Annotated in this window: 12 protein-coding genes; 10 read left to right on the forward strand and 2 right to left on the reverse strand. The window is 38.6% G+C overall.

Annotated features, from left to right (window positions below; all coding sequences use genetic code 11):
• The first annotated feature begins 403 nt into the window (after positions 1-403).
• From ACM03V_RS23400 to ACM03V_RS23420, 5 genes are all read left to right on the forward strand, one after another.
• Entirely contained in the window at positions 404-1,450 is a 1,047-nt protein-coding gene (locus ACM03V_RS23400) for a mechanosensitive ion channel family protein (protein ID WP_414623200.1), read from the forward strand.
• 12 nt (positions 1,451-1,462) lie between these two features.
• Positions 1,463-2,809, forward strand: coding sequence for a DUF2254 domain-containing protein (locus tag ACM03V_RS23405; protein ID WP_414623201.1), 1,347 nt, complete (start codon positions 1,463-1,465; stop codon positions 2,807-2,809).
• Positions 2,810-3,438: 629 nt separating this feature from the next.
• A complete protein-coding gene (locus ACM03V_RS23410; protein ID WP_414623202.1) occupies positions 3,439-4,212 on the forward strand; it encodes a dienelactone hydrolase family protein in 774 nt (257 codons plus the stop codon).
• A gap of 263 nt (positions 4,213-4,475) precedes the next feature.
• Positions 4,476-4,877, forward strand: a complete 402-nt coding sequence (locus ACM03V_RS23415; protein ID WP_414623203.1) for a helix-turn-helix domain-containing protein — start codon at positions 4,476-4,478, stop codon at positions 4,875-4,877.
• Positions 4,846-5,691 carry an RNA-guided endonuclease InsQ/TnpB family protein gene (locus tag ACM03V_RS23420; protein ID WP_414623204.1) on the forward strand — a complete coding sequence of 282 codons (846 nt, stop codon included), beginning with the start codon at positions 4,846-4,848 and terminating at the stop codon, positions 5,689-5,691. Before ACM03V_RS23415 ends, ACM03V_RS23420 begins: the two co-directional genes overlap by 32 nt.
• A 19-nt stretch (positions 5,692-5,710) precedes the next feature.
• Here ACM03V_RS23420 and ACM03V_RS23425 read toward each other — a convergent pair whose 3' ends face one another.
• Positions 5,711-6,331 carry a 4Fe-4S single cluster domain-containing protein gene (locus ACM03V_RS23425; protein ID WP_414623205.1) on the reverse strand — a complete coding sequence of 207 codons (621 nt, stop codon included), beginning with the start codon at positions 6,329-6,331 and terminating at the stop codon, positions 5,711-5,713.
• 432 nt (positions 6,332-6,763) lie between these two features.
• Here ACM03V_RS23425 and ACM03V_RS23430 point away from each other — a divergent pair, with 432 nt between their 5' ends.
• Positions 6,764-15,385 carry a PAS domain S-box protein gene (locus tag ACM03V_RS23430; RefSeq protein WP_414623206.1) on the forward strand — a complete coding sequence of 2,874 codons (8,622 nt, stop codon included), beginning with the start codon at positions 6,764-6,766 and terminating at the stop codon, positions 15,383-15,385.
• 39 nt (positions 15,386-15,424) lie between these two features.
• On the opposite strand, the gene ACM03V_RS23435 is transcribed toward ACM03V_RS23430, so the two are convergent.
• Complete coding sequence (locus ACM03V_RS23435; RefSeq protein ID WP_414623207.1) at positions 15,425-15,883, reverse strand: hypothetical protein; 459 nt, start codon at positions 15,881-15,883, stop codon at positions 15,425-15,427.
• A gap of 323 nt (positions 15,884-16,206) precedes the next feature.
• On the opposite strand from ACM03V_RS23435, the gene ACM03V_RS23440 reads away from it, so the two are divergent.
• From ACM03V_RS23440 to ACM03V_RS23455, 4 genes are all read left to right on the forward strand, one after another.
• On the forward strand, positions 16,207-17,964 hold the full coding sequence (locus ACM03V_RS23440; protein ID WP_414623208.1) for a TIGR00341 family protein: 1,758 nt from the start codon (positions 16,207-16,209) through the stop codon (positions 17,962-17,964).
• Positions 17,965-18,071: 107 nt separating this feature from the next.
• The gene (locus ACM03V_RS23445; protein WP_414623209.1) at positions 18,072-18,965 is read left to right on the forward strand and encodes a YihY/virulence factor BrkB family protein; all 894 of its coding nucleotides are present in this window, start codon (positions 18,072-18,074) and stop codon (positions 18,963-18,965) included.
• Positions 18,966-19,059: 94 nt separating this feature from the next.
• Entirely contained in the window at positions 19,060-19,566 is a 507-nt protein-coding gene (locus ACM03V_RS23450; RefSeq protein ID WP_414623210.1) for a DUF4112 domain-containing protein, read from the forward strand.
• A gap of 128 nt (positions 19,567-19,694) precedes the next feature.
• On the forward strand, positions 19,695-20,645 hold the full coding sequence (locus tag ACM03V_RS23455) for an alpha/beta fold hydrolase (protein ID WP_414623211.1): 951 nt from the start codon (positions 19,695-19,697) through the stop codon (positions 20,643-20,645).
• Positions 20,646-20,826: the final 181 nt, after the last annotated feature.

Here is a 20,826-nt window from a genome sequence, read left to right on the forward strand (position 1 = left end):
TTAACAGTGAACAGTGTTAGCGTTCGCGTTGCGATTGCGTAAGTCCTAAATTATATTAATTTATTTCTAGTACATTTTAATTAACATCTTGCACAATTCTCATTAAGCCCCAGCAATCGCCTTGTAAGCCGGAGGCTTTCTAGCCCGCACGCTCCGCGTGAACGCAGAGAAATCAATTTCAAGGCTGATATACAAAGTACGTTAAAACGCACTAAAAGTAAAACTCTTGTCCAGTCGTCTTTAGACGACTTTGTTTATAAGCCTGGGAATTTATTCCAAGGCGATGTTAATAATTGTGCAACATATCAGATTTATCAAATGCCTACAAACTGGAAATTGACGACCAAAGCGGTTATTAATATATTGTAAGATTAACTAACAACTAAGAACTAACAACTAACATATGATAATTGCACAAGCTCCGTCTGCAACAGAAAATGCAAAAGAGGAAATAACTTCAGCTTGGGATAGAACTCAATTATTGATAGATAATACTATCGCTCGATTGCCAAGTATCATCTTGGCAATTATTATTTTTATTGTCTTTTTCTTTATTGCAAGGGGTGTTAAATACACAATCAGACGAGTAACGCGCCATCGTCGCAATGCTCGCAGTTTGGGAATGGTTTTGGGTCGTTTGGCGCAAGGGGCGATAATTTTAATTGGTGCATTTGTAGCAATGACAATTATTATTCCCTCGTTCAAAGTTGGCGATTTAGTGAATCTGTTGGGAATAAGTGGTGTAGCAGTTGGTTTTGCTTTCCGCGATATTTTGCAAAACTTTTTAGCTGGAATTTTAATTTTACTTACCGAGCCTTTTGAAATTAACGATCAAATTGTATTTAAAAGCTTTGAAGGAACTGTAGAAAATATTGAAACGCGAGCGACTACAATTAGAACTTATGATGGTCGTCGAATTGTGATTCCGAATGCCGAATTATTTACTAATTCCGTCACGGTTAATACTGCTTTTGAAAACCGACGCATAGAATATGATTTCGGCATCGGCTATGGGGATGATATTGACGAGGCAAAACGGTTAATTTTGGAAGCAATAAACGAAACCGAAGGCGTGCTTCAAGATCCCTCACCGGATGTACTTGTAATGGAATTGGCAGACTTTACCGTAAATATTCGCGGTAGATGGTGGATACAACCCCCTCGTCGCGCCGATACACTCGATTTTCGCGATCGCGTACTCACCGCAGTCAAAAATAAATTAACTGCTAACGGTGTTGATATGCCATTCCCAACTCAACAAATCCTGTTCCACGATCAAACGGAAGAGACAGATGGCAACAGAAATCGTCAGCGAGAAGGATGGCCAGCTTATGGGGAAGTTCCCAAAAGTCGCAGCATTGGCGGTTCCTTAAGCCGACTGATTAAAAATCAATCTCAAAACAACAATGGAGACGGTAACAGTAGCAATGCTTCGATTATAGATAAATGATAATCATAAGTAATGAAAAATATCAGACTGGGTAAACTGTGGGATTCCATTAATTCAAGCTACTGGTTTGTACCCGCAGTGATGATGATTGGAGCAATTGCGATCGCGTTTGGCTTACTCAGATTAGATAGATTAGGTTACTACGGCCCCCTTGAAAAATGGGGCTGGATTTATACAGGTAGTGCCGACGGTGCCCGTGGTGTACTTTCGTCGGTTGCAGGTTCGACGATTGGCATTACTGCAACGGCTTTTTCCATCACTATTGTGGCACTTCAGCTTGCTTCTTCAAATTTCGGACCGAGAATTCTGCGTAGTTTCATGCAGGATGTAGGAAACAAAGTAGTACTTGGTACTTTTATTAGCACTTTTGTTTATTCCTTATTAGTATTGCGAGCTATCTATGGAAGCGCTGAAGATATAAATCAATTTGTACCGCATCTTTCGGTAACGGTAGGAATTATTTTAGCCGTAATTTGTACCGCAGTGCTGATTTACTTTATTCATCATGCATCAACTATTATTCAAGTTTCCTATGTAATATCTCAAATTAGCCAAGAATTAGATGAGGCAATAGAAAGATTATTTCCCCAAAAAATCGGATATACCGAACCAGAGCATAAGTATTCAGAAGCATTAATTCCGGAAGATTTTGATCGAGAAGCCTTTCCTATCAGAGCTTCAACTAAAGGTTACGTCCAAGCAATTGATACCGATAAATTGATGGATATAGCTTGCAAACATAACTTGATGGTAAAAATATTAACTCGACCTGGAAAATTTGTAATTAAGGGAGGTTATTTAGTCAAGATATTTTCAATGGGAACTGATAATTCCACCACACCTTTTAACGATATCCAAAAACAAATTCACAACGCATTTATTTTAGGTAGAGAACGTACCGAACAACAAGATATAGAGTTTCCGATCAATCAATTAGTTGAAATATCTTTACGGGCTTTATCTCCCAGCCTTAACGATCCGTTCACCGCTATTCGCTGCATAGATCACCTCAGTGCGGGACTTTCTCGTTTAGCTCAAACCAATTTCCCTTCCCCCTATCGTTACGACGGTTTTGACAATCTCCGCGTAATTGCTCATCCCGTAACGTTTGCCGGTTTAACCGATGTTGCTTTCAATCAAATTCGTCAAAATTGCTCTAACAATGCAGCAGTTACCATTCGTTTATTAGAATCCATAGCGGTAATTGCTGAATATACAGAAAATTTCCCAGATAAAAAAGCCTTGCGTCGTCATGCAGATTTGATCTTAAAAGGTAGTCGTCAAGGATTATCTTTCGACGAAGACAAGCAAGATGTTGAACAGCGATATGCAGAGGTGTTGAAGGCTAATAGGAAGTAGTTAGGAATTAAGAATTAATTTGTAGATTCGGCTCGCGGTTCACAACAAATATAGCAACAGAGCGAATAATTTATATTTGAACCGAAACCCAACATTCTTTTACTTATGAATCATCTACTGACTAAGTACAATCTAATACTTACGGTATATATCTTAAGCTAGTTGTTTATAATTACTATCAGTAATTAAAATTGAATAAAGAATAAAAAACAACTAATACTCACAACTTCCTCAAATTTTTAGCCTATAAATGAAATAATTTAGTTTCACTGAGCTATTGCTAAAACTGTTCAAAAAATTGTGTCACAGAATGCAACTGTTGATTGATTTGCATAGGAATAGTTTTATTAAAATGAGCTTAACATTTTGTAAAAAATATGGCTTAAAAGCTTGTTTGATGTTTTCGATTGTTACTAAGTATTAAGCGAAAAATTTTAGCTAAATAGGTAAAATATTGCTCCCCGGTCATATTTTAAGCAATCTGTTTGGTTCACAGTACTATTACACAAAATAAAAAACGCTTGTCAAATTAGTTATGCCTTAGATACGATTATTTACGGAACCAGGGCAATGACAGTATACATTGGTAATAGTAATAAATAATTACCATTTAAAAAAAGGATACCAAAATGAATTCCACTGCTTTGAATTACGTTGAAGAAAAAATAGTTTCAATCGAACTTGATTCTATTCGTTTGCAAGCAGAAATCGTTTTACCTCGAAACTGCCAAGGAATGGTTATATTTGTACACAATAGTGGGGTTGGTAGCTACAGCACTCGTAATCGCTACCTTGCTCACTTATTAAGAAAAACAGCCGGAGTTGCTACCGTACAAATTGACTTATTAACTCCTCAAGAAGAAGCAATTGATTTACGCAGCAGACATTGCAGTAGTAACGTTCAATTTCTTGCGAAAAGATTAACTAGGGCAACAAACTGGCTGCTTAATTATTCTCTTACCTCCCATCTGAAAATTGGTTATTTTGGAGAGCAAACGGGTGCGGGTGCGGCTTTACTTGCAGCAGCAGAAAATCCCACAGCAGTAAGGGCTGTAGTTTCCTGTAGCGGAAATACCTGTTTAACAAATGAGGTTTTATCCGAAGTTCAAACTCCTACTTTATTGATTGTGAGTGAGAACGATTTACCCACAATTGCCACAAATGAAGACACAATTAAACAAATTCAAGCATCTGACAAAGAATTAAAAATTATCCCTAATGCAAGCCGTCAATTTAAAGAAACAGGTGCATTAGAAGAGATTGCTCGTTTAGCAAGCCATTGGTTTAAACAGAATTTGTCATCAAATCTGAACCATTCCGAGAGCAGCACAAACGTATACCAGCCTTTGTTCAGAGGCTATGTTAATGGCACTACGAATGAAGCGATCGCAACGATAAAATAAGTTTTCCGACATTTAGATCCCTCCAGGGCTTTTTGTAAGTTTAGGTGGGGGGATGGGGGGATGGGGAGAAATATCACTCCCAACTACCAATTACCAATTACCAATTACCCATGCCCTACTCCCTACTCCCTACCGCAAACGCGCACAGTGCCCCTAGTTTCTAACTATGGGGGTGTAGTGCGCTTGCGACTTCAGTCGCAGTCCTAAAAATCATCATAGCGAATGATAGCAATGATGTATAATGCGGTTGGGAGGTAACTCGATTGTTTAACCTGACTTACGAATTCAAGCTTAAGCCAACTCAAAACCAAATAGTAATGTTTGAAGAATGGCTGGAAACTCATCGACGAGTTTACAATTATGCTGTTTCAGAACGCAAGGACTGGTACAAGTCTCGTAGTTGTCGGTTAAATGCTTGTAGCCTTCATAGTTGCTATATCATTCCTGCGGATGCACCTCGTCCCACATTTGCGAGTCAATGCAAGTCTTTAACTGTTGCACGTAAAGAAAGCGAGTATTTAAAGCGTGTCAACGCTCAATCTTTGCAACAAACATTAAGACGGCTTGAGAAACATGAGCGTGAGTATGTGGGAAAGGAATCATGGGTTCCCAAGATTCAAGAAGCGGGGAAGAATGCGGTCTTTCTCTTTTCCACAATTAGGTAAAAACCCGCTGCAAAATGGATTTATCAAATTGCCTATAATTGGAGAGATAAAACTTAGGCAATCCAGAGAGATTCCAGACGGGGGAGTAATTAAGCAAGCGCGTGTGGTAAAGAGAGTTTCTGGGTGGTATGTAATGTTAACTATCCAATGGGATCTTAATCCGCCTTCTCCGATGCCACACGGGGAAGCAGTAGGAATCGATGTTGGGCTAACAAGTTTTGTCGCTACTTCTAACGGTCTTTTAATCAAACGTCCGAGATTTTTTTTAGATGCCGAAAGCAAGTTGAAATTACTGCAACAGCGCGTCTCAAAAAAAAGGATCGGCTCGAACAACTGGAAAAAAGCACTTCATAAAGTAGCGAAATTACATGAGTACGTCGCTAACTGTCGCAAAGACTGTCACCGAAAGCTGTCTCATCAAATTTGTAATGGCGCTGGGATGGTGTTTGTTGAGGACTTAAATTTAATTGGACTATCTCGCGGGATGCTAAGCAAGCATTGTCTTGATGCGGGATTCGGTCAATTTTTCAATATCCTTGAGCAAACTTGCTTTAAACGTGATGTCTATTTTCAGAAGGTAGACGCGAGAAAAACAAGCCAAATATGTCCCAGTTGCGGCACTGTGACAGGTAAAAAAGAACTTTCAGAGCGTACTCACGCTTGCTCAAATTGCGGCTATACAACCGATAGAGATGTTGCAGCCGCTCAAGTAGTCGCGATTCGTGGACTTGCAGCCGTGGGACACACGGTCAAGATGCTTGCTGAGGGTAAATTCATTGGAATCCCTGCGAAGCAAGAATCCCCCGGCTTATAGCCGTGGGGAGTGTCAATCCCTATTCTTCATACCAACCTTTATAGCCAGTAACTAAGCGACTACCATCTTTAAATACGTGAATTTCAATTTGATCGCTAGCCCAGGTAATTTTGTCTTCAAAGTCTGGATTAAATATACGCACCCGCTGATTGCTGGATGAAACGGGTGAATTAGGGGAGTTGATTGCTAAAGATTCTATAAAAGGGCCATCAATTAAAATATCTAGCTGTTCTAATAATTCTTGAGAACCTGCTGGTGCTTTTTCTGACTGCAAATTTTCTAAAGTGAAGCCGCTAAAAGCCATCACGTTTAGTCCAGAAGCTTTAACTTTACGTGCTAAAGACGCTAACTCGGTTGCTTGCCAAAATGGTTCTCCTCCCGAAAAAGTGACACCTGTATTACCCGGCTTACTCAAGATTTTTTCAGCGAGGGAATCAACCGATTCAAGTTGATTGATTTCAAATGACCAAGAATCTGTATTGAAACACCCCCCACATTCTCGCTTACAACCTTGTACCCAGATAACAGCCCGACTTCCTGGGCCATTTACTTCTGACTCATCAACGTAACCCATAATGTTTAAGTAGCCAGAGGGAACGTTTGCAGGAGATGTTGTTGGGTTAGTTGACTTTATTTCCATTGTTTGCTCCTTTTAGCCGTCATCTTAATAATGACGGTTTTGTATGGGAGAGCGCATCCGCAAAGTCTGCTTGATGAAATGTTATCGATCGGTTAAGTAATGCAGCAGTGAACAGTGAGCAGTGTTAGCGTTAGCGGAGCGTGTCCCGAAAGGGACATACAGTTAGGATTGACACTCCCCATCCATAAATGGAAGGGGATTCTTAGCTCAAAGGGAGTCCAACGACTTTACCCTCACTAAGCATCGTAGAGAGTAGCAAGTAGAGAGTAGTGAATTAGTTTCATCTTCTCCCCTTGTCCCCTTGTCCCCTTGTCTCCCCATCCCCCCATCTAATAATTTTCACTCCACGGTGATACCCGTCACTGTCGCGTGGTGATTTAGGCTGGTAGCGTAGAAAGCTATATCAAATGTTGGCTTTTTGCAATGTCAGTAATGAAAAGTGATTCGCGCAGACAAGTAGGTGAAGAAAATATTCTAATAGTTGATGATAATTTAGAAAATCTTAAAATTCTATCGACTACTTTATCTGAAGAAGGATACACGGTGCAGTCAGTAACTTCTGGCTCAATGGCTTTTACGGTTGTACAGTTAACTCCACCGGATTTAATTTTGTTAGATATTAAAATGCCGGATATTGATGGTTATGAAATTTGTAAACTGCTTAAAGAATCTAAACATAGTGGTGATATTCCGATAATTTTTTTAAGTGCTTTGCATAATGTTTGCGAGAAAGTTCAGGCTTTTGAAGTAGGCGGTGCAGATTATATAACCAAGCCATTTCAAGTTGAGGAAGTATTAGCAAGAGTCAAGCATCAATTAACTGTTCTAAGACTTTCCCGGCAAATAAAAGCACAAAATCAACTGCTCCAGCGTGAAATTCTAGAACGACGTAAAGCCGAAATAGCAGCAATTTCAGCATCTCAAGCTAAAAGTGATTTCTTGGCTAGTATGAGCCATGAATTACGAACTCCTTTAAATACAATTATCGGTTTTTCTAAATTAATGAGTCATGACTCTTTGTTAAATGCCGAGCAGCAAGAAAATCTCAATATTATTCACCGTAGCGGTAATCATTTACTTGAATTAATTAATGATATTTTAGAACTCTCTAAAATTGAAGCAGGCGCTGTTGAGTTAGAAGAAAAAAGGTTTGATTTATATTTCTTGCTGGAAAATATTAAAGAAATATTTCAAATTAACTTAGAAAGTAAAAAAATTCAGTTCAATATTATTGTCGCGTCTAATGTTCCTCAATATATTTATACCGATGCCAAAAAATTACACAGTTGTTTGAGCAATCTGATTGGCAATGCAATTAAATTTGCCTTTCAAGGAAGCATCACGTTACGAGTCAGTTTTATGGATGAAGCGGAAAACAAGAGCAATATTTCTGATTCTTATCGGCTTTTGTTTCAAGTAGAAGATACTGGGTGTGGTATTTCTCCCGATGAATTGGATAACTTATTTGATGCATTTACACAGACTGATGCGGGACGAAAATCTTTGCAAGGAACTGGCTTAGGGTTGGCAATTACCCGTAAGTTTGTACAAATGATGGGAGGAGAAATTCAGGTAACAAGTACTTTACAGGCTGAAGAAGTGTTAGCTAGGGTTGAAAATCAACTCACTATTCAAAAATTACAAACAAAGTTGAAAAAACAAAACCAGAAACTACAAAATTTTGCATCTGAATTAAATATCCGCAATCAACAATATAAGTCTCGCGAAGGTTATTTGACTGCTTTGGTGGAAATTCAGCGCATTTTACTAGGTTTTGATGGTAGTACCAATTGTTATTCTCAGATTACCGAAAGCTTGAGGATTGCTTCTGGTGCGACTTCTGTATGCTTTGTTGAAAATCACTCTTTTGCTATTAAATGGTGTAATTATAATGTCAATATAGATAACAATAAAAATAATTGTTGCGAGCAGCTTTTTCCACGCTGGCAAGATTTACTTTTTAAGGGTGATATTATCTCTAGTTTGGTTGCAGATTTACCTGAAGAAGAACGTTTAATACTCGAACAAAACGGTATTCAAGCAATTTTGATTTTACCAATTGTAGTTAAAAATGATTTTGTCGGGTTTATTCGTTTTGAAAATCGTGAAGCCATAATTTGGGAAGAGTCGGAAATCGCATTTTTGCAAGCTGCTGCTTCTGCTATCTCTTCAGCAAAAAAACGTTTGCAAGCTGAGGTGAAGCTGCAAAAAGAACTTGATAAAAGTCAATTATTAAAGGAAATTTCTGATAATATTCGTGCGGAATTTGACGCGAATTCAATATTAAATACTGCAATTCAACAAATAGGTTTGGCTTTGAATGTCAGTCGGGGAGCGGTTTTTAGCTACACATCTTCGCCAGTTGCTCAAATTACTATTCAAGCAGAATATCTTGCTCCTGGCTATAGCCAAATTATTACACCGAAGAATCCCTCTGCGGATAATCCCTATTTCAAGGAGGTGCTAAGTCAAGACAAGGCTGTGGTTACTGATGATGTAGAACAACAACCCTTGTTAAAAGATCGTATTGCTAAATGTCGCGAAGTCGGTGTTAAATCGATGCTGACAATCCGAACTTCTTATAAAGGCAAAGCAAACGGCATAATTTGTTTGCATCAAGCTAATTTACAGCGGCGATGGAAATCTGGTGAAGTAGAATTTCTCGAATCTATTGCGGCACAGTTGGGAATTGCTTTGGCTCAAGCTAATTTATTAAAACAAGAAAGTCTGGCACGCAGAAGTCTCGAAGAAGAAGTTAACCATCGTTTGGAAGCAGAAGCTGCTTTAAAGAAAAGTGAAAGTCAATATCGATTGTTAGTTGAGACATCTCAAGATATTATTTGGTCAACGGATACGAACGGATGTATTACTTTTGTCAATTCGGCGGTGAAGAAGGTTTTGGGGTACGAGCCGAATGAATTAATTAATCATCTTTTCACTAATTTTGTATTGCCTTCGCTGATTCTCAGGGAATCGTCGGTTTTTGAACAAATTATAAATGGCGAACCGATTCTTGAAAGGGAAACAACTTATTTGAATAAAAGCGGTAATTCTGTCGATCTGCTTTATAGTTCTATGCCTTTGTACGATGATGAAGGTAACGTAACTAAAGTAATCAGCACCTTACATGATATTACCGAAAGAAAAAAAGTGCGCCAATCATTGTTAACAAGTGCTTATAAGTTACGCAAAAACAACTTGGCATTAACCCAATTAGCTAAAAATCCGGCGATTTATAATGGCGATTTGACACTGGCTTTACAAAGGATAACTAAAGTTGCTGCGAGGAATGTTAAGGTAGAGCGAGCCAGCGTTTGGCTGTATGAGAAAAATGCTTCGGTAATGCGCTGCGTTAATTTATACGAGTGGAGTCTTAATCGCCACACTGAAGGAATTTCCATCGAGATTGCAGATTATCCGGTTTTCTTTGAAGCTTTGAATGCCGATGAAATTATTGCTACTAATAATCCTCTTCTCGATCTGAGAACTCAAGATTTGAGGGATACTTATCTCGAACCTTTTAATATTACTTCTTTATTCTGCGTGCCCGTGCGTTTGGGGGGCATCACCGCTGGAATGTTATGTATAGAAGCGGTAGAAAAATTGCATTATTGGACGCAAGAAGACCTCAATTTTGGACGTGCTAATGCTAACTTAATTTCCTTGACGTTAGAAGCCCGCTCGCGACAAGAAGCGGAAGCCGCAAGACGTTGGAGCGAGCAGAAGTTGGCTGCTGCTTTTCGTTCGAGTCCCGATCCGATTTCTCTAAGTACTTTCCCTGAGAATAAATATATAGAAGTTAACGATAGCTTTTGTACGTTTTTCGGTTATACCCGAGAGCAAGTAGTTGGAACTAGCGTACAAGATTTAGGAATTTGGCAAGATTTACAGGAAAATTATGGTTTAAATGAACTTTTAGCTTATCAAGGCGCAATCCGCAACCTAGAAGTAGATTTTAACGCTGCTGGGGGAGAAGTTAGAACCACGCTGTTGAGTGCGGAATTAATCGAAATCGATGGTATTCAATATGTTTTGGCAACTGCACGGGATATAACCGAACTTAAGCAGGCATCATTGGAAACTGGTTTGTTATTGCAAGCAACTCAAGCTATTAGTAAAGCAGTTAATATAGATAGCGCTTTTAGTTTGATTCTGCGGTTAATTTGCAGTCATATTAATTGGGAATTTGGCGAAGTATGGGTTCCCAGTAGCGATGGTAAGGTGTTGGAATATTGTCAGGGTTGGTATGGCGATCAAAATAGATTAGATGGGTTTTTTAATCACAACGGAACCATAAGCTTTAGAAAAAAAATGGGATTACCCGGAATTGTCTGGGAAAGCAAACAACCGTATTGGATAGAAGATATTTCTCGAATTTCGCAGACGAAGTTTAGACGTAAAGATAAAGCTTTGAAAGCAGGTTTTAAAAGTTGTTTTGCGGTTCCGATTTTGAATCAAGGCGAAGTTTTAGCTGTTTTGATAATTGCCAAATCCACTACTAAAAGTCGGGATAAACGTTTACTGGAATTAGTGGGTGCTGTAGCGGCACAGTTGGGGGGATTAATTAAACGCAAACAAGCGGAAACTGCTCGTAGATACAGCGAAGAAAGATTGCAGTTAGCAGTAAAAGCCAGCGATTTAGGATTATGGGATTGGAATATTCCGGATTCCCAAGTTTACCGCGATTCGGGTTGGGAGAAGATGCTCGGCTATGAAGATACAGAACTTGGCTCAGATGCTGAAACTTCAGCACGACTGATACATCCTCAAGATTGGCAGTTTATCGAGCAAGAGTTAAAAGCATATTTACAAGGAAAAAGTCCGATTTATCAAGTAGAATTTCGGATGCGCTGTAAAAATCAAGATTGGAAATGGATTCTATGTAGCGGAAAAATTAATGAACGCGATTCTGCTGGAGCGCCGTTACGAATGACTGGTACTTATAAAGATATTACCGAACGCAAGCAAGCTCAATATATTTTACAGGAAAGCGAAAGACGTTTTCGGGCAATTTTTAATTCTAGTTTTGGATTGACTGCTCTGCTACAACCGAATGGCAAAACTATCTCGCTCAATCAAACTGCTCTGATTTTTTTTCGTGTAGAAGAAACCGAAGTTGTTGAAAAACCCTTGTGGGAATCTTTAGGAAACAAGATTTGCTCTAGTCAAGAGAAATTAAAAGCAATAATTGAGCGAGCCTCGAACGGTGAATTTATTCGTTCGGAAGTTGAAGTTATCGCCTCTTCTAACGTTATATCGACAATTGACACTTCTATCAAACCAATATTTGATGAAAATAATCGAGTAGTGTTGTTAATTGTCGAAGGGCGCGATATCACTGAGCGTAAAAACTTGGAAAGGGAAGTAGCTTTAAGGGAAGCTCGTTTTAATGCTTTTTTTAGCAGTGCCCCGGTAGGATTAAATATTGTAGATAGGCAGCTAAGATTTATCCAAATCAATAAATTACTTGCTGAAATTAACGGTGTATCGGTAGAAGAACATCTTGGTAAAACCGTTCGAGATATTTTACCTCAAATAGCTCCTATCGTAGAACCAATTTATCAACAAGTTTTAGCAACCAATCAACCTATTCTCAATCTCGAAACCAGCGCTGATTTAATTAGTCAACCTGGTGTGATGCGCGATTTTCTAGTTTCTTACTTTCCCATCCCCGGTGAAGATAACATCCCCGTAGGAATAGGAAGCGTAGTCATCGAAATCACCGCTCTCAAACGCGCCGAAACAGCTTTACGGGAAAGAGAAGAAGCATTCCGCGCCATTTTTGAAAATGCTGCGGTAGGAATTGCTCAAGTCTCCCCAGAAGGTAAGTTTATCAACGTCAACGAGCAATTTTGTAAAATTGTTGGCTATTCCAAATCGCAACTATTAAAAATCAAATGTGCCGAAATTACTCACTCGGATTCTATGGCAGAATATCTCGATTGTCATCAACAGCTTGTTGACAATCAAATTGATGTATTCGCAATAGAGAAAGCCTTTAACAAAAAAAATAACCAGAAGATTTGGACAAATTTGACAGCATCAGCAGTACGCAAACCTTCCGGAGAAGTTAAATATGTCATCGGAGTAATTGAAGATATCAGCAACCGTAAATATGCGGAAAAACAAATGCGTTTAGCAACCGAACGCTTGCAATATTTACTAACTTCCTCTCCAGCAGTTATTTTTAGCCGCTTAGCTTCGGGAAATTTCGATCATACATTTGTCAGCCAAAACGCTGGTGAAATAGTCGGTTATCAAGCAGAACAATTTTTATCAAAACCCGGTTTTTGGCAGTATAAGGTGCATCGAGAAGATTTACCCAAACTAATAGAGCACCTGTCGCAAGCTTTAGATCGAGAATATGCTACTTGTGAATATCGCTTTTTGCACGGAGATGGTACCTATCATTGGTTTCAAGAACAAATCCGACTGATACGCAATTCTTACGGCGAACCTTTAGAATATGTAGGTTACTGGGCAGATATCAACGAACGCAAAAAAGCAGAATTAAATTTACAACTCTCTCAGCGACGGTATCAAACTTTAGCTGAAGCCTGCCCGGTTGCAATTATCAACATTGATGCCGATGGTTCGTGTATTTACTTTAACCAGCATTGGAGCGAAATCACCAGATTCTCCACAGAAGAATCACTGGGAGAAGGTTGGATAAAAGTATTACATCCAGAAGATCGCGAACAAGTTGTAAAAGCATGGAAACAAGCGGTAAAAGTAAAAAGACCCTTTGATAGCGACCATCGTTTTCTACGTCCCGATGGTAGAATTGTTTGGGTTAAAGTTCAAGCATTACCCGAAATTGACGAAAACGGTGAATTTAAAGGCTATATCGCCACCGTTACCGATATTACCGATATCAAACTTGCCCAACAAACCTTACAAGAAACTGCCGAAAGAGAAAGAGCGATCGCTACTACTCTACAAAGAATGCGGCAAACCTTAGATATAGAGCAAATTTTCGCCACCACCACTGAAGAATTGCGCTTTTGTTTTAACTGCGATCGCGTTGTGATTTATCGCTTAGATGCAGATGATTGCGGTAGTTTCGTTGCTGAATCGGTAGCAGATGATTGGCGATCGGTAATGTCCCCAGAAGAAGATAATACAGATTTCCAAAACGTTGTTTTAGAAGAAGACGGATCTATAATCCGCAATCTCAACAGTAATTTAAACCAAGTAAGCGATACATATTTACCAGAAAACCCAGAAGATAGCTACAACATTGGAGAAAGTTTTATCTGTGTTTCCGACATTTACCAAGCTGGATTTAACGAGTATTACGTCAACTTATTAGAAAAGTTTCAAGCCAAAGCTTACATAACTGTTCCTATATTCTGCGGAAATCAACTTTGGGGATTGCTGACAAGCTATCAAAATTCCGCACCCCGTGAATGGAAAACTGGAGAAATTAGCATTGCAATCCAAATCGGTAATCAGTTGGGAGTTGCACTGCAACAGGTACAGCTACTTTCACAAACTCAACAGCAATCAGTTGCCCTACAGCAAGCCGTCATCGCCGCAGACGCAGCAAACCGCGCCAAAAGCGAGTTTTTGACAAACATGAGCCACGAATTGCGAACTCCTCTGAATGCAATTTTAGGTTTTAGTCAACTAATGAGCCAAGATTCCAACATAAATAACGAACATCAAAACACATTCGCCATAATTAACCGTGCTGGCGAACATTTACTCAACTTAATCAACGACATTCTCGAAATGTCCAAAATCGAAGCAGGTAGAACATCATTAAGTATTACCGAATTCGACTTACACAAACTCTTAGATAACCTACAAGAAATGTTACGCTTCCGAGCTTCTAGCAAAGGATTGCAGCTTAGATTTCGCAAAACAGCAGAAATTCCCCGCTACATCAAAAGCGACGCTAGCAAACTGCGTCAAGTTTTAATCAACCTCATAGGAAACGCGATTAAATTTACCAAACAAGGTAGCGTGGAGTTGAGCGTCAGAGTTGGGGAAGAGATGGGGGAATGGGGAGATGGGGAGATGGGGGAATGGGGGGATGGGGAGATGGGGAGACAAGGAGACAAGGGGAATATTGAGAATATTAATTCTTTTTCTACCCCCTCTACCCCCATTCATTTAATCTTTGAAATCACCGACACGGGAATTGGCATTTCCCCCGAAGAAATTGGATTATTATTTGAAGCTTTTAGACAAACTTCTGCGGGGAGAAAATCGCAGCAGGGAACTGGATTGGGTTTAGCAATCAGCCGTAAGTACGTGCAGCTAATGGGAGGAGACATTACAGTTGAAAGTACCCCCGAAGTCGGTTCCAAATTTACTTTTGACATTCAAGTAAGTCTTGCTTCCTCGCAAAAAACCGAAATTGATAAAACTAGCCGCCAAGTTATTGGTTTAGCAGCATCTCAAATAAAATATCGCATTTTGGTAGTTGATGACCGTCCCGAAAGTCGTTTGCTACTAGTAAAAATGCTTTCTCAACTTGGATTTAGTACTAACGAAGCTGCCAATGGCTTACAAGCAATAACCAAATGGGAAGAATGGGAACCCCATTTAATACTAATGGATATGCGAATGCCAATCATGGATGGATATCAAGCCACCAAAATTATCAAAACCAAACAGCAAGAAACAGCATCTAATAATTCAACTCTCACTAAAACAGTAGTAATTGCCCTAACCGCAAGCGCATTTGAAGAACAAAGAGATGAAATTATTGCAGCTGGTTGCGACGATTTAATCAACAAACCATTTCCCAAAGAAAAATTATTAGAAAAATTAAATCAATACCTGGGAGTGCAATATTCATATCAAAAAGAAAACCCGAGTCTCCAACAGCCAAACACCACATCAACAGCCAACTTGCGTAAATTATTATCTCCAATGTCCCCTGAATGGATAGCAGAAATACGACAAGCAGCAGCCCAATGCAGCGACAACCTTATATTTGAGCTATTAGAAGAAAATCCCCCAGAAAATCCCCAACTAACAAAAACCATGAGATACTTCGCCGAAAACTTCCAATTTGACAAAATCCTCGAAGCAATTGATTAAAGTTGGTAATTGGGAAATTAACTTTTAACTCCTAACTGCTCACTGCTCACTGTTACTTGTTTTCTGCTTTTTGAAACCATCGATGGCATCACCTAGTGCAGTGGTTAGACTTTGACGGGTTTGGGAATGTTTATCTTGTTCGGTTTTCAAAGCTTGTAAAAGGCGATCGCGCTCTTTCATAGAAGCGGTTAATTTGGTTTTCAATTCTTCTAAGGAAGAAAGTTGAGCTACTTCTTGCTGAATGGCTATTGCTGTATCGCTATCAGGAAGTGTGGCATCTTCTATACCTTGTAATTGTTGAATTTCTGCTTTTAATGAAGCAACAGTCTGGCGAAAAAGTTGAGCATCAGTACGGCGTTGTTCGGCTTCAGTGTTATAAAGTTTACGCCATTTCTCTGCACTTTCCCAATTAGCAACCTGTTCGGCTTTAAGCTGGGCTATCTGCTGTTTCATCGATTGAATTTCCGTCAACCATTGCTTAGTTAAATCTTCACTCATAGAAAAATACTTGTATCTTTTTTATTCTTCTTAGAAATTTTATTGCCAACGGTGCTTAGTATCGCACCACTATATATTTACGATAATTTGGCGTTAGTATAAGCAGTAATCAGTTAACAGTGAGCAGTTAACACTTAACACTTAACAGTTAGGAGTTAGGAGTAGCAAGTTAAGAGTTACTCGTTACTTAGCAACAATATTTTCTTTTTATGTGTGCTGCTCAATCTTCCATTCCGACTCATTGCTCATTACTCGTTACTCGTTACTCACTCCTTGTCTCCCCCTCTTCCCCCTCTCCCCATGCCCAATTCCCATATTAAGATATGAATCAGCAAGATAAAGAACATCAAACGGTTGGTAAGCTTCGAGATTGGCTTTCGGATAATTTGAATATCGATGCTGCTCGCAAGGAAGAGGTTTATCTGGATATATGCGATTCTGTAAGCCTTAGAGATGTTAGCTATTGGATTGAGGTGATTTTTGCTGCTGGTATTGCCACTGTGGGGTTGGTGCTTAATAGCCCTGCGGTGATTATTGGAGCGATGCTGATTTCTCCTTTGATGGGGAGTATTTTGGGTAACGGTTTGGCTTTGGCTGCTGGTGATGTGATTTTGGCTCTGCGGGCAATTATCAAACTGGCGCTTTCTTGTTTGGTTGCTATTTTATTTGCGGTGTTTTTGGTTTCGGTGCTGCCTTTTAAGGAAATGACACCGGAGATTTTAGCGCGTACTCAACCAAATATTCTGGATTTGGTAGTCGCATTATTTTCTGGTGCTGTGGGTTCCCTGGCAGTTTGTAAGAAGCCGAAGGGGGTTGCGACTTCTATTCCTGGGGTTGCGATCGCAGTTGCTTTGATGCCGCCTTTATGTGTTGTGGGCTACGGGTTTGGTATTGCACTCAGCGTAAATATGGTTAATGGATTACGGGTTGCTAGTGGTGGTGGATTGTTGTTTTTCACCAATTTGGTAGCAATTACTTTTACCGCAATGACTGTTTTTCTGGCTTTACATATTGATAGCGTTAGAACAAAACAAAAAATAAGAGAATGGCGCAGAAAATACAGAGAAACTGTCTGGGTTAAAAATATTTTAGAAATATTCCCCCAATCAAAGCATCTCAAAAAATTTGGTAGTCTTCCCGGTAGGTTTATATTAATTGTATTTACTATCTTGACTATTTTAATTCCGCTTTATAAATCATTTATCCGACTCAGACAAGAAATAGTTATTAAACAGCAAGAAAATAATATTAATTCGGCAGTGAGAAGTATTTGGCTAGAAGAATTTGCCAGTTCACCTAACGGCAAACCGCGTTCTTTTATTAGTCAAGTATCAACTCGCGAACTCAATCAAAAGTTGAAGGTTCAGCTTCAAATTTTCACTAGCGAATTATATACGCCGGGAGAACAAAATTACTTTGTCGAACTGCTAGCTAAACGTTTAAATAAGCCTTCAGAATTAGTATCTTTAAATTTAATTGAAATCCCTACAGCACAAAGCAAAATTTTGACCGCAATACCTGAAGAAGAACCTCCAGAACCAATTATTACCGTTGCCGAATTACAAGCCAATTTCTTACAAGAAGTCAAATCGGCTTTACTTAATTTAAAGCTTCCACCACCTGCAAAAACGATCGATTACGAGGTAATAAACAGTCCGAATAAACCTATGGCTATTCGCATAATATATTTAAGCGATCGCGATATTGATAAAGACGCTCAAGTTTTACTTGCAAACGAAATTAGACAAAGACTGAATTACCCATCAACAAAAGTCAGCATGAAGAGAATTGCTGTAACTCCCGGAAAAATTGACTTTCAAGACAAATCAATAATACTTACACCCCAAAGCCTACAAACTTTAGATAATATTGTTTCTATATTGCAACAACAACCAGCTTTAAGGTTAAAAATAATTGCCAATCAAAAACAAGAAGAAGCCCTAGAAACCAGTAAAACCCGTGCAAAAGTAATTAAAGAATACCTTGAATTAAAATGGAAAATCGATCAAAAACGCATAATAGAACAACTCGGCGAAGAATCCCAAGCAAATGCGATTTTGACAGTAACCAGTGAGCAATAACCAGTGAGCAGTTAATTTCCCCTTGTCTCCCCATCCCCCCATCCCCTTTCTAAACCGCACTCGACAGGTGATAATTGATCATTGATAATTGATAATTGATGATTGACATGATAAAACCTCGATTTTTGAAATTCTTTCGTCACCTGAATTTTAAAACTATTAAACAAATCGTTGGGAATGTAGGTAAACGCAGACTTTTAGGTTTATCTTCGGAAATTGCCTATAATGCCATGCTATCTTTATTTCCGGCTATTCTTGCCATTTTGACGGCAATCGGCTTGTTTGAAGAAGGTTTGCAAAACATTTTTAACGAATTAGCACAATTACTGAGTAAAGTTGCACCTGAAGATGCTTTAAATTTAATTGCTGAATTTGCTAGTAATGAAATTGCTAATTCAAAAAATGGCGGTTTGTTTTCTGTAAGCTTTGTGGCTGCCTTGTGGACTTCTTCGGGTGCAATTAGTACGGCAATGGCTGCTTTAGACAGAATTCAACAAACATCTCCAGATAAAATACGCCCATTTTGGAAAGCAAAACTAGTATCTTTAGGATTAACAGTTGGTACTATTATCCTCTTACTAATAGCTTGCCTTTTAGTATTTATCAGTGGAGAACTTTTGAACTTTATAGTTGATAATTCTGCTGGTTACTTAAATTTTCTGACTTACTTATGGAACTTGATGCGTATTCCTTTAGCATTAGTAATTGTAGCTTCTGCTTTCGGTTTTATTTATCGTTATGGTCCTAGTTATTGGAAAAGAGGCACCCCAATTATGCCAGGGGCTTTATTTGCGGCTATTTGCTGGGCATTTGTATCAAATTTATTCCGAATTTATGTAGCGAATTTTGGCAATTACAATAAAGCATATGGAACTATCGGTACTGTTATTGTACTTATGCTATGGCTTTACATGACTGCTGCGGTAATACTAATAGGCAATCAATTAAACGTTACCGTAGGTGAAAGTATGTACCCAAATTCTGTTACAGAAATTGATTAGTATTTCAAACTACATATTTACTGCAAGATAGTCTAATATTCAATTATAACAGTAATAGCAGCTGCGATTTCATTATATAAAAGTTATTTCTCCCATGTCTTTGCCACCCTCTCAATTTTATTCTCTTAATCCCGATACCAAAGCACCAACTTTAAAGCGTCTGCGAACTTTTAGTCGCATTTTAGATAAAGCGATTACTATCCCCGGAACCGGAATCGGTGTAGGTTTAGATCCAATTTTAGGATTGTTACCCGTAGGTGGTGATTTTATCGGCGTTTTGCTTTCAGCCTATATTGTTTTAGAAGCCGCACGATTGGGTGCTTCAAAAGCAACTTTAGGTAGAATGACGGTCAATATTATACTTGATGCCTTAATTGGTGTAATACCTGTTTTAGGGGACTTCTTTGATTTTGCGTGGAAATCCAACGTCCATAATATTCAATTATTAGAAGAACATTTAAAATTTCCCAGCCAAAAGAAAAGAGCAGATACTTGGTTTGTATTTGTACTTTTGGCTATATTATTATTACTTGCTATCAGTTTAGTTACATTTTCTGTAATTGTGACAAGGTTTATTTGGGGACTTATTACAGCCAGTTAAAAAGGTTGAAAGTTAGGAGTTAGGAGTTAGGAGTTAAGACTTCAATATTTATAAATTCTAAACTATTAATAATACCCAATGCCCAATCCCCCATTGATAATTGATAATTGTTAATTGATAATTGATAAATGAAAGACTGGTGGCAAGATAGTTTTCCTCAAGGACAACAGAAAATAACGATTACTGATAGTCAAGGTTATCCCGTACAAATTGCCTATGGTGAAAAAGGTACTGGGAAACCGTTATTTTTACTGCATGGTATTGGTAGCTGGAGCTATAATTGGCGGCATCTTATCGAACCATTATCTAAATATTTTCGAGTAATATGTTTTGATGCTAAAGGTTTCGGATTCTCAGAAAAACCTTTACATCGTGAAGAAACTACAGGTCATCAAGTAGTTGAATTGCAACGAATTATTACGGCATTATGCGATCAACCCGTAGTTATTTTATCAGAATCTTTAGGAGCTTTAATTGCTCTTGGCTTTGCCGAAGAATATCCCGAACTAGTTTCTCGATTAATAGTTGTTAATGTTCCAATATTCGCAAAGAAACTTCCTCATTGGGGTATGTCAATCCTTGCTCAAACACCTTTAGAATTAATCGAATTAATCGACAAGTTACGTTTGAGCTACCTTTTTGCACCATTGATCCGAGAAATCATGGCAATAGAAAGGCGTAACGTACTATATGACCCTTCTAAGTTGACTCAAGAAAATGTATTCTGGATAACCTACCCATATATTGAGTTTCCCGGTACTTTTCTTAAAGTTGCTCAAGAATTACAAATTGCCGCACGAGAAATTGCAAACTCTCAAAACAACAAGCCTAACTGGTTGACTAAAATTCAAGACAATTTAATTAATATAGAATGTCCCACATTAATTATGTGGGGAGAACAAGATAGCTGGTTCCCGCTTGAAGATGGAAAAAAACTCCATGATAAACTTCCGAATTCTCAATTTCAACTTTTAGCTAATTGCCATCATGACGCTTCGAGTGGTGCAGCAGATGCAATCGAAATAGCCACAATTGAATTTTTAAGAAATACAGGTTTTTTGGAGGAAGGGAGTAGGTAAGAGTTAGGAGTTAAGAGTTAGGAGTTTTGAGCTATCAGCTATCAGCTATCAGTTATCAGCTATTAGTTATCAGCTATTAGTTATCAGCTATCAGCTATCAGCTATCAGTTATCAGCTATCAGCTATCAGCTATCAGTTATCTGTTAAGAGTGAGTAATAAGTAGTGAATTAGTAGTGAATT

It is taken from the genome of Calothrix sp. CCY 0018 (assembly GCF_963920925.1).
Lineage (GTDB): Bacteria > Cyanobacteriota > Cyanobacteriia > Cyanobacteriales > Nostocaceae > Rivularia.

Coding starts and splice junctions, on each gene's coding strand:
- ACM03V_RS23440 (WP_414623208.1), top strand. CDS start 16,207: ATGAATCAGCAAGATAAAGAACATCAAACGGTTGGTAAGCTTCGAGAT.
- ACM03V_RS23450 (WP_414623210.1), top strand. CDS start 19,060: ATGTCTTTGCCACCCTCTCAATTTTATTCTCTTAATCCCGATACCAAA.
- ACM03V_RS23445 (WP_414623209.1), top strand. CDS start 18,072: ATGATAAAACCTCGATTTTTGAAATTCTTTCGTCACCTGAATTTTAAA.
- ACM03V_RS23430 (WP_414623206.1), top strand. CDS start 6,764: ATGAAAAGTGATTCGCGCAGACAAGTAGGTGAAGAAAATATTCTAATA.
- ACM03V_RS23425 (WP_414623205.1), bottom strand. CDS start 6,331: ATGGAAATAAAGTCAACTAACCCAACAACATCTCCTGCAAACGTTCCC.
- ACM03V_RS23455 (WP_414623211.1), top strand. CDS start 19,695: ATGAAAGACTGGTGGCAAGATAGTTTTCCTCAAGGACAACAGAAAATA.
- ACM03V_RS23405 (WP_414623201.1), top strand. CDS start 1,463: ATGAAAAATATCAGACTGGGTAAACTGTGGGATTCCATTAATTCAAGC.
- ACM03V_RS23400 (WP_414623200.1), top strand. CDS start 404: ATGATAATTGCACAAGCTCCGTCTGCAACAGAAAATGCAAAAGAGGAA.
- ACM03V_RS23420 (WP_414623204.1), top strand. CDS start 4,846: ATGCGGTCTTTCTCTTTTCCACAATTAGGTAAAAACCCGCTGCAAAAT.
- ACM03V_RS23410 (WP_414623202.1), top strand. CDS start 3,439: ATGAATTCCACTGCTTTGAATTACGTTGAAGAAAAAATAGTTTCAATC.
- ACM03V_RS23435 (WP_414623207.1), bottom strand. CDS start 15,883: ATGAGTGAAGATTTAACTAAGCAATGGTTGACGGAAATTCAATCGATG.